This is a genomic window from Njordella aestuarii (assembly GCF_056494165.1).
On the sequence record NZ_CM151397.1, the window covers coordinates 4,135,044 to 4,150,049 of the forward strand.

General features: G+C 50.3%; 10 protein-coding genes. 7 read left to right on the forward strand and 3 right to left on the reverse strand.

Annotation, left to right across the window (positions count from 1 at the left end; genetic code table 11):
• Nucleotides 1–136 precede the first annotated feature (136 nt).
• On the reverse strand, nucleotides 137–1,174 hold the full coding sequence (locus SH451x_RS16305; protein WP_479358052.1) for a zinc-dependent alcohol dehydrogenase: 1,038 nt from the start codon (nucleotides 1,172–1,174) through the stop codon (nucleotides 137–139).
• A gap of 221 nt (nucleotides 1,175–1,395) precedes the next feature.
• Here SH451x_RS16305 and SH451x_RS16310 point away from each other — a divergent pair, with 221 nt between their 5' ends.
• The 4 genes from SH451x_RS16310 (at nucleotide 1,396) to SH451x_RS16325 (ending at nucleotide 5,761) form a co-directional block, all read left to right on the forward strand.
• The gene (locus SH451x_RS16310) at nucleotides 1,396–2,715 is read left to right on the forward strand and encodes an SPFH domain-containing protein (protein ID WP_479358053.1); all 1,320 of its coding nucleotides are present in this window, start codon (nucleotides 1,396–1,398) and stop codon (nucleotides 2,713–2,715) included.
• Nucleotides 2,716–3,126: 411 nt separating this feature from the next.
• Nucleotides 3,127–4,053, forward strand: coding sequence for a hypothetical protein (locus SH451x_RS16315; RefSeq protein WP_479358054.1), 927 nt, complete (start codon nucleotides 3,127–3,129; stop codon nucleotides 4,051–4,053).
• A gap of 30 nt (nucleotides 4,054–4,083) precedes the next feature.
• The gene (locus SH451x_RS16320; protein ID WP_479358055.1) at nucleotides 4,084–5,112 is read left to right on the forward strand and encodes a hydantoinase/oxoprolinase family protein; all 1,029 of its coding nucleotides are present in this window, start codon (nucleotides 4,084–4,086) and stop codon (nucleotides 5,110–5,112) included.
• A 22-nt stretch (nucleotides 5,113–5,134) separates the two neighbouring features.
• Nucleotides 5,135–5,761, forward strand: coding sequence for a hypothetical protein (locus SH451x_RS16325; RefSeq protein ID WP_479358056.1), 627 nt, complete (start codon nucleotides 5,135–5,137; stop codon nucleotides 5,759–5,761).
• A 23-nt stretch (nucleotides 5,762–5,784) separates the two neighbouring features.
• Here SH451x_RS16325 and SH451x_RS16330 read toward each other — a convergent pair whose 3' ends face one another.
• Together SH451x_RS16330 and rnc are read right to left on the reverse strand one after the other, a co-directional pair.
• The gene (locus SH451x_RS16330; RefSeq protein WP_479358057.1) at nucleotides 5,785–7,107 is read right to left on the reverse strand and encodes a peptidylprolyl isomerase; all 1,323 of its coding nucleotides are present in this window, start codon (nucleotides 7,105–7,107) and stop codon (nucleotides 5,785–5,787) included.
• A gap of 144 nt (nucleotides 7,108–7,251) precedes the next feature.
• Complete coding sequence (rnc, locus tag SH451x_RS16335) at nucleotides 7,252–7,992, reverse strand: ribonuclease III (RefSeq protein WP_479358058.1); 741 nt, start codon at nucleotides 7,990–7,992, stop codon at nucleotides 7,252–7,254.
• 378 nt (nucleotides 7,993–8,370) lie between these two features.
• On the opposite strand from rnc, the gene SH451x_RS16340 reads away from it, so the two are divergent.
• The 3 genes from SH451x_RS16340 (at nucleotide 8,371) to SH451x_RS16350 (ending at nucleotide 14,962) form a co-directional block, all read left to right on the forward strand.
• On the forward strand, nucleotides 8,371–9,654 hold the full coding sequence (locus SH451x_RS16340; RefSeq protein WP_479358059.1) for a flavin reductase family protein: 1,284 nt from the start codon (nucleotides 8,371–8,373) through the stop codon (nucleotides 9,652–9,654).
• Between the two features lie 183 nt (nucleotides 9,655–9,837).
• Nucleotides 9,838–14,367 (forward strand): PVC-type heme-binding CxxCH protein, encoded by a 4,530-nt coding sequence (locus SH451x_RS16345; RefSeq protein WP_479358060.1) that lies wholly within the window; start codon nucleotides 9,838–9,840, stop codon nucleotides 14,365–14,367.
• 85 nt (nucleotides 14,368–14,452) lie between these two features.
• Complete coding sequence (locus SH451x_RS16350) at nucleotides 14,453–14,962, forward strand: DUF1569 domain-containing protein (protein WP_479358061.1); 510 nt, start codon at nucleotides 14,453–14,455, stop codon at nucleotides 14,960–14,962.
• The last annotated feature ends 44 nt before the right edge of the window (nucleotides 14,963–15,006 follow it).

Here is a 15,006-nt window from a genome sequence, read left to right on the forward strand (position 1 = left end):
ACAAGTACCTTGAAATTATCTACGCAAGTCAAGCGTTCCGCTAGACGTCAAACGATTTAAAAAGTCGATCGCTTCGAATTTTGCCGAAGTTCGTCGCCACGGCCAAATCCATCCTAACCACCGGAGAAAGAAGGCTTTACGCTGTCGGCATGAGGACTACTTTCATAGCCCCAGGCTCGCCCGCATAAAGCCGCTCGAACCATTCTGGCCCGTCATCCAGGGGCGCTGTCGCCGTGATCAGCGGCTTGACATCGATTTCATTTTGGCTGAGCAGGCGAATACACTCGGGAATCTCGCCATTACTTGCGCAGGAGCCGTAGATGGAAAGCTCTCGGGTCACGACAGACTGCAGAGGCAGTTCAATCTTTGGCGCAAGATTGCCAACCAGCGTAACGGCACCGCCGCGGCGAGTGCAATCGATGGCCGTTTGTATAGTCGCTGTGGCACCAACAACTTCTAGTGAAGCGTCGCATCCTTCTCCATCGGTCAGTCTGAGAACCTCTTCCACCACGTTGCACTTCTTGGCATTCAAACCATAAGTTGCACCTAACTTCTGGGCCTTAGCCAACTTTTCGTCTTCAAGGTCCACAGCAATAATTTCGGAAAACCCAGCCAGCTTGGCAGCCTGAATTACAAGCAGCCCAATCATGCCAGTGCCAACAACGATGGCCCGTTGCCCCAACATCTTCGGTGTTCGATTTATAGCGTGAACAGCAATCGAGACAGCTTCGATCAAGGCCGCGTGCTCGTACGATAGTGACTCTGGCAGTTTGTAAACAATGTTTTCTGGAACGACCACGTACTCTGCGAACGCTCCATGTCGACGATATTCACCGCACGACACGCCCAGAACCTGACGATTCAAACAGAGATTGATTTTGCCGGAACGACAATTCGAGCAACGTCCGCAGGAAACCGTTGAATCAAACGTCACTCGATCGCCGAGCGTAAATTTTGAGACTGCACCGCCGACCTCAACGACTTCCCCCGCCGCTTCGTGCCCCATGACCAATGGAGGAATGCGACGACCGCTAGAGCCGTCGTAGCCATGAATATCGCTGCCGCAAATCCCGCATGCCTTGACAGCTACCAGCAAATCATTGGGGCCAATTTCGGGTTTCGGCATGTCGACAATCGACAGTTTCTTATATTCCCCCAGAAGCATTGCTTTCATGTTCTTGATTCCACCCAGATTCTGTTTCAAATTTTCGAATACGTTTTGCCGCCGCAGTCCAATCCACGAAATGCTAGATTGCTGGTAACATAGCCATCATCGTACTCGAACAGATCGAGCGTAAAAAGAGACGACGTTAACCTTTCCTTCGTCATTCCATCATCCAGACTCCAGAATGCATCGCAGCCTTTGTTGGTGCGGGAAACTCCCGAGGTAGCAAAATGTTCCGACTTGAAGTTATTGATTACTACGATCAGACCAATCAAACCGTAGTTGCTCGCGTTCCCGAACACGGCTCGGCTGCGATACAGTTTGGCGCTCAACTAATCGTGCAACAGTCGCAGGTCGCGGTCTTTTTCCGCGACGGACGGGCGATGGATCAATTCGGGCCCGGTCGTCATACGTTAACGACTGCGAATCTGCCAATCATTGGATCGATCCTGACGCTGCCGTTCGAAAAGTCCCCCTTCCAAGCATCAGTTTACTTCATTGGGCAGCAAACATTTCTCGACCAGCGATGGGGCACTCGCCAGCCGATCACACTGCGAGACAAAGACTTTGGTGTCGTGCGACTTCGCGGCTTTGGTAAATTCTCCTACCGCGTTAAGGACCCAGCGCTCCTGCTCAATACCGTGGTAGGGTCTCAGGGCCGCTTGACCACCGAAGAAGTCGTTGACTATCTCCGCGACCAAATCATTGCGGGCTTAACGGACATTTTTGCATCCGCCAACATACCATTGCTAGACATGCCAGCTCGCATGGACGAGCTCAGCATTGCGGCAAGGCTGCAGATTGCCTCACGCTTTGAAAAGCTAGGGCTTGAACTCGTCGAAATCGTTATCAGCTCGATAACACCGCCTGAAGAAGTCCAGAAGGCCATCGATGCGCGTTCGAGCATGGCAGTACTAGGTGATTTGAACTCTTACACTGTCTACCAGACTGCGCGCGGTATCGAAGCCGCTGGGCGGAGTGGAGCAGGGGGAGGGATCGGTTTAGGCATGGGGATGGTATTGCCTTCAATCGTCCAACAGGCCATGCAAGCAGCCGCCGTCGGCAATCAAGCTTCCGCGCCCGCATCCGCAACGCCTATCACTGACCAATCATCGAAAGCGCAAGCCAAGGCAGATCCCGCTGCCCCGCTTCAAACCTTGCGAAAAATTGCACAAGAGTCGAACTGGACGATTGATCACGATTCAGAAAAGTCAATTGTGCTCAACATGCAGTTAGGCCCAATGCGCCGACAGAAGGTTACGGTCGAAACTGGCAACCAAGACGACAAGGGTTATGGAGTGCTCAGTATTTGGTCAGTCTGCGGCCCAATCAATTCAAGCAGTGCAGCGCTCATCCTGCGCAGCAATGACCAAATAGTACATGGGGCTCTTTCGCTTAAGAAAATCGGCGACAACGAACTTTTGGTGTTGCGCAGTAATCTTCTTACTGACACGCTCGATGTCTTAGAACTTTCGCGAACCATCGCCGCTATTGCCTGGCAGGCCGACCAGATTGAATCTCAGTTGAGCAATGGCGCTGACGCGAATTAATTAAAGATAGACTGACGGTGCTTTGCTGACGAGTTTTCCACACGCTCGTCGGCTTGTGGGGCCGTGGAAAAGCTGTCGATAGCAAGTTGATGCATAAGGCAAGCGGCAAACTTTCCCTATTCAAATCCAACGCAAGAATCGACACACGTTGCAGCGCGGTCCTTGAATCCCGCCATTTAGTCCATCAAAGGACTATTCTTGAAGCTTCCTCTACGCAATGCTTCTAGGCAGTGATCTGGAACAAATCGCGCCACTTTCGTTCGACGAATGAAACCATTTGTATGTTCGGCGAGTAGCGACTGGCTTGAAATCCTGATCATCGCTTAGCACGACTGCCCCGCTGTCGGAGCGATCGTTGGTTGGATCAACGATCGCGGATTGCACCATTGGATTAATGCCATCCGGAGAATTATGAATACAGGTATTGCAAAGAAGCCCGTTCTAAAGAAGGTAACGCGCAAGTCAATTGACTCTGACATGCCAGCGAACGATGACATTCCGTTCGAAGCAAATGTTATGGTTGATGAACTTGCTGAACCGGCTGTTTCGACCCTTGATCGGATTGACGATGACCCCGTCGCTATCGAGTTTGTCGGTCGCTGGAACAAAGTCGTCAGTTACTCGAACTGGGAGAAGGGACGCATTATCGTTCAATGGCGAGAGCAAGCCATCGCCAACTCGCTCGACGCAGTAGCCTACAGCGACGAAGCCTGGGCGCGAAAAGTCGAAGGTGTATCGCCGCAACATGTCGGGCGTTTGCGTCGCGTTTTTGCTCGATTTGGAAACGACTACGAAACTTACCCCAAACTTTTCTGGAGCCATTTCCTGGCTGCACTTGAGTGGGACGACGCACCTATGTGGCTAGAAGGTGCTACGCAGAGCGACTGGAGCGTCTCACAGATGCGAAATCAACGCTGGCAAGCCAATGGCGGAAAGCCAGAGAATGAACCTGCAAGTAATGAGATCGTCGCTGTTGAGTACGACGACGGTTATACGGAGCTCACTGCAGTCGAAGAAGAACAATCGATTGAGAGCGAGAAGGATGACCGAATTTCTAGTGGTCCTTTGGCGGAAGGCCCAGATTTTGGCGACGAAGGTGAAATCGATTCGGACAACGTCGGAAGCGCGACGTCCGATGATGTAGCAGCGCCTACACTTGCACAGGAAAATCCATTTCTTGGACTGCCCCAGATGCCCGAGGACGTTTCAGATGCCGTCGAGCAAATGAAGCTGGCTATCGTCCGGCACCGTTGTCGCAAATGGGAAGAGTACCCTCAAGCCCACATGCTGCAAGTCATCGACGCGATCCGAAAGTTTGCGATGCACACAAGCGCATAGGCTTGCTAAGCTCCATTCGGAACTTTATCTATGGCGACTCTAGGATTGGATATCGGCGGTGCGAACATCAAGCTCGCCGATACCCGAGGACTTGCATGTGCTGAAACGTTTCCTTTGTGGAAGCAACCGGAACGACTCGCCGACGCCCTCGCCCGACTTCAAAAAGATTTCATCCATTTTGACCGCGTCGCGGTCACGATGACGGGTGAGATGGCCGATTGTTTTGCTACACGTCGCGCAGGCGTGACATCAATTGTGAATGCAGTCGAGAGCGCCTTTCGACATACCGAAACGCTTTACTTTGGAGTCGACGGTCATTTCCACGCGGCGTCCAGCGCAATCGAACAACCGTGGAACATCGCTGCTTCAAACTGGAGAGCACTCGCACAGTGGGCTTGCCATCAAATCGCCGCCCCCACAATCTTGGTAGATATTGGATCGACAACGACCGACATCCTTCGTTTGGTACCTGGAAGCGTCTTAACGCATTCACGCACTGACGTCGATCGCTTGCAATCCAGAGAACTAGTCTACACAGGAATGGAGCGATCCAACATTGCAGGCATTTTATCTGAAGCTCGAGTTGACGATAGAGTTTATCCAATTGTCAATGAGTCCTTTGCAGATACCGCGGATGCATACCGAGTGCTTGAGTTGCTAGAAGGCTCAGGTGCATTATCGCCAGCCGCCGACGGTCAGGATAGGTCACTTACCAATTGCCTGAATCGCCTTGCCCGCTGTATTGGGGGAGACCAAGAAATGTTTAATGCAAATCAAATCAAACAAGTTGCCCACGAGATTTTCGACAGACAGATCGGGTTTGTGCAAACTTCTCTCGAGTTACAGCTAAGCAAGTTCGCAGGGAATGAATGCGAACAGATACTTTTGAGCGGTCACGGCAATTTTCTCGCCCAAGCTGTTCTCAGAAAGATCTCATGGTCTGGCAAAGTATTGACGCTGGATCATTGGTTAAGCCCCATCGTTTCCCGATGCGCCCCAGCGTATGCAGTTGCTGCACTGGCTGATAGTCAAGAGATTCACAGAGCTACGACCACGTAAACATTTATTAGTCCCTCCAATCGTGACAGCAGTAGTAAAAATAGGCGGGAGCCTGTTAAAACAGCCAAGTTGGCCGGAGCGATACTTTGAATTCCTGCAGGATCAGGAATTACACGATGTCTTATTGATTGTAGGAGGTGGGGACATTATCGAAGCATTGCGGCTTCTCGACAGTCTCCATCAACTAGATCAGACGTCTCTCCACTGGCGCTGCATTGATCTGCTAGCAGCGAGTGCGGAAATCGCGTTTGAGCTGTTGCAACGCGAGGCAAAACGCTCGCCGTCTTTTGAAATAAACTACGTGGCAAATGCCGATTCACCAGAGTTACTATCGGAAGTGCAGCCGAACAGATCTTGCATGTTCACTACAACAGTGGTCAACATCAGCGCATTCTACAATCCCGAACTACTAAAGACTGCCGACGCGGAAGCCAGCAGCAAGATGCCGCGCATTGGCTGGCAAACTACCTCGGACGCAATTGCCGTCTATTTCGCTCAACTGAAACAGGCAAGTGCGTGTTGGTTGTTGAAAGCATGCGTGATACCGCAAGGTTTAACGCTAGAGCAAGCAGCTCAGGAGCAAATCGTTGATCCAGAAACGTTAAATATGGCAAAGAACTACAGCAACGTACTAGTTAAGCAGTTGTAAAGCTGTATGTATGCCATTCGTAGTTAGAATGGCAGTTTGCCTCGAACAGCCGTAGGAATGTATTCGTGATCACGTCGATTTAGCACTTTGGTGTTGATCAAGAGATCCACTTCCAAGGTCGCATCTTCCTTTTGCTCTTTTTCCGAAAGATCAACCTTTCGGAAAATTCCCAATGAATGCTCACCTTCCACGACGCGACCAAAAACGGTGACATTGGAATTCATCTGCGGCAACATGGCCGAAGCGATAATGAACTGAGAAGAAGCGGTATCTTCATCTAAGTTTCCCGTCTGTTCGTCTACGCCCAACGCGAAAAAGACGCTACCGCGAAACACATCACGGCGGTTTTCTTTGGTAGATTCACTGGTAATCGTATAGCCGGCGTTTGTCGTCCCGTCACCCGCCTTGCATCCAGTTTGTAAGCAGAATTGTGGAAGCACTCGATGAAACTTCAGCGATTTGTAGAAGCTACGATCGGCTAGGTAGATGAAATTCGCAACGGCTTCGGGAGCAGAGTCCTCAAACAATTCGATAGTCAGCAAGCCTTTGGTAGTCATCAACTGAACACGAGGATTATTCCGAGTTTTATCCAATTCACGTTGCTCAAGCTCTCGCTGCCATTTTTCTTCCGCACGATCCAAGGAGCTAAAGTACCACTCCGAATTGACAGGAAGTTCGGCCTCAGATTTGTATTGCTCCCAAGCCTTTTGGGCGAGTTCAAAATCGCCGTTTGCATAGCCGGTAAACGCGATACCATTTATTAATGCAGCATCTAGCTTGTCTGGAGGATTTTCGAAAACGGCATGTGCTGCTTTCAAAAGATTTTCGACTCGATCGGCGGTTGCCTCGCCTCTAATGATTTCCATCAGAGTTAGCCCTAGGTCTTTGTATTTGCTTGGATCGCTGACATAAATATCAGCCATGTGATCGATCCATTGGCGGGCTCCCTGGTGGGAAAGCCTTAATGCTTCACTCCACTTTTCAACGCGTGCCTCATCCTTCCCGTCGATCGCAGACAAGTTGTACTCGGTGTACGCCCGGCGCAGGGATTTTACGCCCTCTCTAAAACTTGATAACGATTTTGCATAAGCACTCTTTACATCCTCTGGCGCATCATCTGGCAATATACCAAACTTGCTATCGCGGTAGGCACGGTTTGCATCAATAGCTTCGGCCATTTCTGCACGTTTCTGCTCCTGCTCATTGAGGGCGTCGGAGAAAGTCGTATCGTCAAAGGGACGCAATAAACTTTCCTGAGCATCGATCCGTTCTGCCAAGAGCATTAATGCGGAAACCGAAAGAACAATCTTGCCAATTCGCAGTAAAACTGTCTGTTGCCTATTCATTGGGTACAATTTTTATGTCAGCTTGCTTGTCGCGGATAGTTTGATGATCAAAACAATTGCAATTCATTGAGTGTACGACCCCAAAGCTGCTTTGGTTGGAGTGAACATCAATCTGTGATGTTACGTTAGAAACCGGAAGGGCCACTATGGACACTCGTGGCTGTTGAAAGGTGGTTGTTCTCCGCGTAGCTCCGCAAGCGCATTGCCTGCAGCGCGCTGCTCAGCATCCTTTTTGTTTTTACCACAGGCAGCGGTAAATTCACGGTCACCAAGCTCGGCAGCAACCGCAAAAATTTTATCATGATCGGGCCCAACTTGCCTGACCAGTTTGTAACGTGGAGTAAGGGCTAGTTCGCGCTGACTAAAATGCTGGAGGACAGACTTGTAGTTGCCAGCTGAACAGTCTTCATTAGCCGTTACTAGCTCATCTCGCATTGACATGTGTATAAAATTTTTGGCAGCTTGGATACCTCCGTCCAGATATACAGCCGCAATCAGCGATTCAAAAACATCACTTAGCAGCGATCGAGGCAGATTTCCATTGAGCATTCCACGTCCGATAATCAAGCATTTCTCCAGATCCATTCGGCGTGCAACGCGGGCACATATCCGCCGTGATACTACGGTCGATTTGATCTTGGTCAATTCGCCTTCAAGCAGATCGGGGTAATTCAGATAGAGATGCTCGCATACGACCATTCCTAGGATGCTATCGCCGAGAAACTCCAGCCTTTCGTTACTGTCCAGTCGACGACTTGCCCCAGATGCGTGCGTGAGGGCGTTCTGCAACATCTGGATGTCATTGAATCGATATTCAATAATGCGTTGGCACTCTTCCAGTTTTTCTTCGATCGTCAAAACAGGCGTCATCAACGATTCACTCACGTAACACCCCAAGGACAAATGTCGCGAAAAAGCGCGGACCGATTCAGGCATTGGATTCGAAAGTCTCGCCCTCCTTTCGACTCACTACCTCAAAATAGCAGATCACGGCCTTCTAAGTATATCCGGAACCGCAATCTTCGACAGCCAGCGTTTTCTCTTTAGGAGTGCGCAAAGTTCAATTGAAGTGTCCCAAGGTGCTTCGAATCACTGCTGTAGCGTGGTTTTCGAAGCCTATGTTGCGGCCTCAGAATTCGCAAATCCGGCAATGTCGGAACTTTCGTCAAAAACTCGAACCCACAATTCTTGCCTGGTTTCGGCGACCTATCTTTGAAAGCTTGATGCTACCAAACCTCAATTCTGCCGAGAAAACGCAGACACATGACTTCCCAACAGCTTCAATCCCCGTCATCCCTATCGATCGAACACCACTGGCTGCCGACGCACAGCAAGGGCGGCAGTCGCGAGCAAGGCAACGATCGACTCGAGTACGCCACCGGCTTGGCTCAGCTTCTTCAAAGAATCGAAAATAGCTATGGAAAGGTCAAAAATCCATTAACTCAAGGCTGGCAAACAATGACTATCGAACGCGTAGTTCGAGAAGCCGATGATGTTCGATCCTTTTATCTGATTCCATCGAATAATCGCCCGTTGCCAAATTATCGTCCAGGGCAATATATTCTGCTTCGAATTCCTGCTGGTCAGGAAGGTAATGTTCCTCCTACCAGATGTTATACAATTTCTGGGTTGGCCAATCCGCTCCATTACCGCATAACGGTAAAGCGAAATATACAGACCAGCAATACTACATTGGAACGTGAGCCTGCGAGCTGGGCTAGCATGAGCGGTTACCTGCACCGTTTTGGCAAACCGGGATTGAATGTGGAAGTTCGAGGCCCCAGCGGACACTTCAGTTCAGACCTAGCTTCTCCGACGTCACCACTTGTACTTCTATCGGCTGGGATTGGTGTAACTCCGTCAATTGCCATTGCAAACCGTATTCTGCCATGTGAGCCTGATAGACCTGTTTGGATGTTCTATCAAACAAGGACACCAACTCAAACGCCGCTAGCCAGCGAACTCCTTCAGCTCGCGCGTTTGTACAAGAATTTCCATTTAGTCATGGCATTCTCGCAAATCACTGACATCGAACCGGACTCTGAACAGCTTTCTAATGTTCGACTTTTGTCTGGCCGAATAGCGCCAGAGACGCTTGCCCAGCTTACGCCTTATGCAGATAATGGGCACGCGTTCCTTTGCGGCCCTAACGAATGGATGCACAAACTGGTAACATTTCTCGGAGATTGTGGCTTTGAAGAAGACCGCATCCATTTCGAGTCCTTTGGTGGACAGATGCCCTCTCCAACTGCTTCGAACGAACCGAGGGACAACCACATCCCAGAGGAAAAATCGACCGTCGTTCAGCTGCGCGATTCGAACAAGAAATTGCAATATCGATCAAACGAAGGAAGCTTGCTCGACCAGCTGCAACGCGGGGGAGCGGATGTGACTGGCGGATGTCGAGCAGGGTCTTGCGGCAGTTGTATAACTCGACTTCTTTCAGGCTCCGTCAAATATTCGGGCGGTAAAGAGCCTGACATAGAAACAGGTTGGATTTTGCCATGCGTCGCGCAGCCCACCTGTGATATCGCCCTCCAGTTGTAATCTCACGGCCGCATTTTTCGCATCTTGCATGTCGTCGACATCAGGAAATCAACGGCTACAACCATTTATCTCTCAACGCATTTTGTGAGATGGCGGTTTTATTCTGCCCGCCTTGCTTTCGAAGTTTGATGTGAGCATTTAGAATGAAGGCCCCGCCTTGTATTCCTCGCCTTGGATTCTCCTATGTTTGCAACCAATCGTTTATTTTGGCTCGCGTTCGCTACCTTCTGCGTGTTGAACGCATCTTCGTCATTCGCACAACGCGACTTGCAAGAGATCCCCGAACCTAACACCGATAAAGAGCTTGCATCCATGCAAGTTTTGGACGGTGCTCAAGCCAGTCTCTTTGCCGGATCTGATCATCTTGCCAAACCGATTCACATGAACTTCGGAATCGACGGCAAATTGTGGGTGGCCACGAGTGAGACATACCCGCAGATCAAGCCCGGTGATACGGCAAGTGACAAAGTTGTCGTTTTGCAAGACACGGACGGTGACGGCGTTTGCGACAAGTCAACAGTGTTCGCGGACGACCTACTTATTCCGACTGGCATATTGCCAGATGTCCCCAACGAAAAAGGACAGGGAGTCTACGTTGCTGCTTCAACGCAACTGCTCTACTTCCTCGACAAAGACGGGGACAACGTAGCTGACGAACGCAAGATCGTGCTGGATGGATTTGGTACTGAAGATACTCACCATCTGTTGCATACGTTGCGGTGGGGACCCGATGGCTGCATCTATATGAACCAATCGATATACATTCATTCGCATGTTCCGACGCGCTACGGCATTAAACATTTGAATGGCGGCGGAGTCTGGCGATTCGATCCACGAACTGATGAACTGACGGTCCTAGCGAAAGGTTTTGTGAATCCATGGGGACACGTGTTTACTCCCAACGGCCAATCGTTCGGTACGGATGGCGCTTACTACGAGGGAATCAACCACATCTTCCCAGGTTCGGTATTTGCAACCAGTCCTGGTGCAACGCGATGGCTTAGAGGCCTGAATCCAGGCAGCCCCAAACACTGCGGACTGGAAATTCTACCGGTCGCCCAGCATGAGGATTCATTTGAGTTTATCACGGCTGACTTCCGGTCGCATCGTGTCAACCGATTTCAAGTCTCCCGTACGGATTCTGGTTATGTCAGTATTGGACAAGCCGACCTCATTCGCAGTGAGCATATCGCATTTCGCCCCATCGATATTAAGTTGGGCGGAAACGGCGATCTGTATATTGCTGATTGGTATAACCCCATTATTCAACATGGCGAAGTTGATTTTAGAGATGACCGTCGCGATACCAAAAACGGAAGGATCTGGCGAGTTAAATTGGACGCGGCGGCTGAAACGAAGTCACCAGCGTTCACTTCCGTCGATAGCCAAACGGCAGATTTACTTCGTTTACTGGACTCGCCGTCAGTTCAGCATCAGACTTGGGCTCGCTTGCTCATCGCGCAACGCTGGAACGCGGAGACCTCTAAGTTAATTTCGAACTGGCTCGATGAATCAGAGGCGAACAGCTATGAAAGCAGGTTATTAAACGTCAATTGGATCCGAGGTGCTGCTGGAGCACTGAAAATCGAACATCTCGAATCCCTGTTGCATTCTCAAAACGGAGAAATCAGAGCAGCCGCGGTTCGGATGGTCGCAAACTACTTTGCCGCCAAGAACGAGGCGCTCACTATCGCATCCGCGACCATTAACGATTCCGACTGGCTGGTGCGATTGGAAACAATATGTTTGCTACAAACGATTTCTGATTTAAAGCTCGAGAACACAGCTTCCATCGCGCTTCAGGCTCTCGATCTGCCGATGAACGACTCCATCGATTTCGCATTATGGCAACTCGTGCGCAGCCAAGACCGCGGCCTTCAGTCCGAGCTCGTCTCGCCAGCAGCTTCTGTCGAACTTGCGAGCAACGATCAGCAATATGACTGGTTGCAAAATTTATCGACGAAACACTTGAGCTTTGTCGTATCGAGCAATCCGAATCCAAAATGGATAGAGCAGATCATCATCAAATTCGAACAGCTACCACTTAGCGAAATTGATGAATCGTTAATTTCCGCCATTGCCAAGCATGCCAGTCCTGACGTCACCGCAAGGCTAATCCACAAGCTGGAGGCGAGCTTTGATTCCGACACTGGAGCAGGCGTCAGTAGCTGGAAAGCGGCGAACGTGTTGCTTAAGAGTCTTACGATTGACGACAAAACGAAAACTGCAATTGAACCACTGGCTAGAAAGGCCATCGCCGTTTTCCAAGCGACGACATTCGCGAACGAACAGCAGCAAGACGCGGTAGTAGCTACCGTCGCGCAACTGGCAATATTTCATGCGGACTTACCACAACAGGCGTTTCTCGAGAAGCTGCTGGGACAAAGTACATCGCAAGATACCTTACAAACCATTGCCCGTTCATTGGCAACGCTCGGCACCGCGGGGGAAAAATCCCTTTCAAGTATTGGCGATTCTGAACAGAAACCCATCGAGCAGCGTGTCGCGGCCGTCCTAGCTTTATCGGAGAAAGATCTGGGTGCCGCAATAACGGTCGCAGTTAAGATCCTCGGTAGTGCCAACGCCGACACAGAGACACAACGAAGCCTGACCAGCGTTTTTTCACGCAAGGAAGGCGTAAATCTGCTCGCAGCCAACCTCGCAAAACGCGACTCCTTATCCCCTGAAACAGCAAGGTCACTCTTGGCGATACTCCAAGGAGCCGCCATCAACAGCAGCGAATTATCTGAACGCATCGCACAGTTAGGAAAGCTCGATGAACATCGATGGGTATATAACACGGAGCTTGTTCAGAAGATTCGCGAACGAATTGAATCGGGAAAGTCCGACGCGGCTCGCGGAGAAGCTTTGTATCGGCAGACATCAATCCAGTGTGTAAGGTGCCACCAAATTGGAACGGCGGGCGGGAACATCGGCCCTAACTTAATCTCACTCGGTGGAAGCTCACAGCTTGATTACATCGTCGAATCTTTGATCGCGCCCGATGCGAAGTTAAAGGAAGGGTACAAGACGGTCGTCGTGTTGCTTGAAAGCGATGAAGTCATTACTGGCCTTGAAAAATCTCGCACGGAAAAAGAAATTGTACTCCAAACCGCCGAAGGCAAACTGGTCAACGTTTCCACGGATGATATCGCGGAAGAAAAGCTAGGTGGTTCGCTAATGCCAGTCGGACTACTAGATCGATTGCCACTGGAAGACCTCGCGGACCTGTCAGACTTCCTGAGTCAGTTAGGTCGTACCCAGGAATACACTGTCTCGACCGAGCGATGGATTCGGAATTGGAACTTCTTGAAAGGGACCGATGAAATACGAACGTTCTTCAATCGACACGGCATTGACAAGGTCACCGATGACAACGACGACATGTTCTGGGCAGGCATCACGACTCAAGTAAATGGTTCCATACCATTGGCCGAAGCAGATACTTTTTCCCCGCACGGATCGCAAGAAGCAATCCAAGTGTTCGAGACGGAACTGGATTGCAAGCGAGCGGGCGAGGTACAGCTTCGCATTGTATCCACGGAACGTGTGAACGTTTTCATCGACGGCAAACCAATTTTGCACCAAGAACCATTCAGTCTCGGACAAGGCAAACATCGTTTGGTTGCCCTTCTGCTCAGCGACGGTGAAGGGGAGTTCGGAATTGCCGTCGAAGACGCAGGTGAAAGACCTGCAATTGTCGATATTTCAGCTAACCATGCCGTTGACTCAAGTGGCGTGCATGCCCAGGCTCGGCGACAACGCACGCGCTCCCTCAAGCTAGTCAGTGCTGAAACTCAACATGATAATGTATTGAATTTGTCGTCCGACGAAACCATTGCGATCGTAGGCGATGACATTTGGGAGCAGATCGGAAACGCGTGTGTCTTTGAGACTCTTTTGCGCACAACCTTACCGAACAAGTCGCTGCACCTTCGCAACTTGTCATGGGCAGGTGACGATGTCACAGGTGCTGCACAAGCAGTGTTTGGTGAAACGAAGGACGGCTACCAAAGGCGACTTCAGCAAGTTGATCTAGTCGAACCAACGGTTGTGTTAACCTGTTTCGGTCGCAACGAAGCATTGAACCCCGAGTGGACGGTTGCGAGTTTCGCTGCCGACTACAAACGGTTCCTGGCAGACCTTGATCGACCTGGACGCCGGCTTATCGTTATCGTGCCACCCTCGCAAGAGTTCGGAAACGTCGCTGATGAAAATAGTTCGCATGGCATGAGTACCAGATTCGCAGAATTCACCGCTGCCGTGAGAAATCTTTGCGTAGAACAGAATTACGCGATGCTTGACCTGCCTACGATCAAAGCCGAATATATTCCTGATGGTTTCCGGTTTTCCGAAAAAGGATTGATCGACCTTTCAATCGATTGGACAAAAACTATCGTTGGCGCAAACCTAGATGAGGCTGCAGAGGAGACGGCTCGCGGAACGTTCTATGCGATCAATGACGCTCGATATTCAAAGTCGGATCCAACGATTGGCGCTGACCAGTTTCCGCAACAGCTCTGGCAGGTATACCAAATAGTCCAACGGAAACGACAAAATTTCTTCAATGGCTTTCGACCTGCAAATGAAACTTACCTATTTTTATTTCGCAAACACGAGCAAGGAAATAACGCCGTCGAGGCGGAAGAGATGCGCAATATTGCGAAGCAGCTCGATATACAGGTTGACGCCCTCCTATCGACAACTCCTTGATACGACCATTCCAGATAACTGCTTTTTTCATGTCGAATAGCGAAGACCTCAGTGCTCAGAACCTAGTCCGGAACAGGCCGCGTATATGCCAAAAGTGATTCCTGTTGCAGAGATCGGCAATTATCGCGAACTGCACTTTTGTTCAATCCAAGAGTGCATTGACGAAGTCGACCGATGTGCAGAGGCTGCTAGAAATGGCCGGCTGCGGACAAATGGCAACTGGACGGCGGGGCAAGTATTTTCTCATCTGGCTGCGTGGATTGAGTATGGGTATGAAGGCTACCCAATTGATAAGTCGCCATTTTTTATCCGATGGATTATGCGGCTCCTGCTTCCGAGATATCTCGAAAAAGGATTACCACGTGGTGTGAAGATTCCGCGGGTCCCGACGGGAACTGTCGGACAGGACGATGCGGATGTGGAGACATCGTCCGAGCGTTTAAAGAAAGCTTTTCGAAGATTAGAGAATGGGGACGTCGCGGACTTTGATAGCCCTGGGTTTGGCAAGATGTCACACACCGATCGGATCAGGCTGAACTTGCGCCATGCAGAACTGCACCTAGGATATTTCAGCCTGCTGCAGAACTCGGCTTAAACGAGTCTGCTGAAGGAATAGGGGCGTGTAGATTCGCGGCAATC

Excerpts from the sequence above, each read along its gene's own strand:
- SH451x_RS16310 (WP_479358053.1), top strand. The coding sequence starts at position 1,396 with ATGTTCCGACTTGAAGTTATTGATTACTACGATCAGACCAATCAAACC.
- SH451x_RS16340 (WP_479358059.1), top strand. The coding sequence starts at position 8,371 with ATGACTTCCCAACAGCTTCAATCCCCGTCATCCCTATCGATCGAACAC.
- SH451x_RS16320 (WP_479358055.1), top strand. The coding sequence starts at position 4,084 with ATGGCGACTCTAGGATTGGATATCGGCGGTGCGAACATCAAGCTCGCC.
- SH451x_RS16330 (WP_479358057.1), bottom strand. The coding sequence starts at position 7,107 with ATGAATAGGCAACAGACAGTTTTACTGCGAATTGGCAAGATTGTTCTT.
- SH451x_RS16345 (WP_479358060.1), top strand. The coding sequence starts at position 9,838 with ATGTTTGCAACCAATCGTTTATTTTGGCTCGCGTTCGCTACCTTCTGC.
- SH451x_RS16315 (WP_479358054.1), top strand. The coding sequence starts at position 3,127 with ATGAATACAGGTATTGCAAAGAAGCCCGTTCTAAAGAAGGTAACGCGC.
- SH451x_RS16305 (WP_479358052.1), bottom strand. The coding sequence starts at position 1,174 with ATGAAAGCAATGCTTCTGGGGGAATATAAGAAACTGTCGATTGTCGAC.
- SH451x_RS16350 (WP_479358061.1), top strand. The coding sequence starts at position 14,453 with ATGCCAAAAGTGATTCCTGTTGCAGAGATCGGCAATTATCGCGAACTG.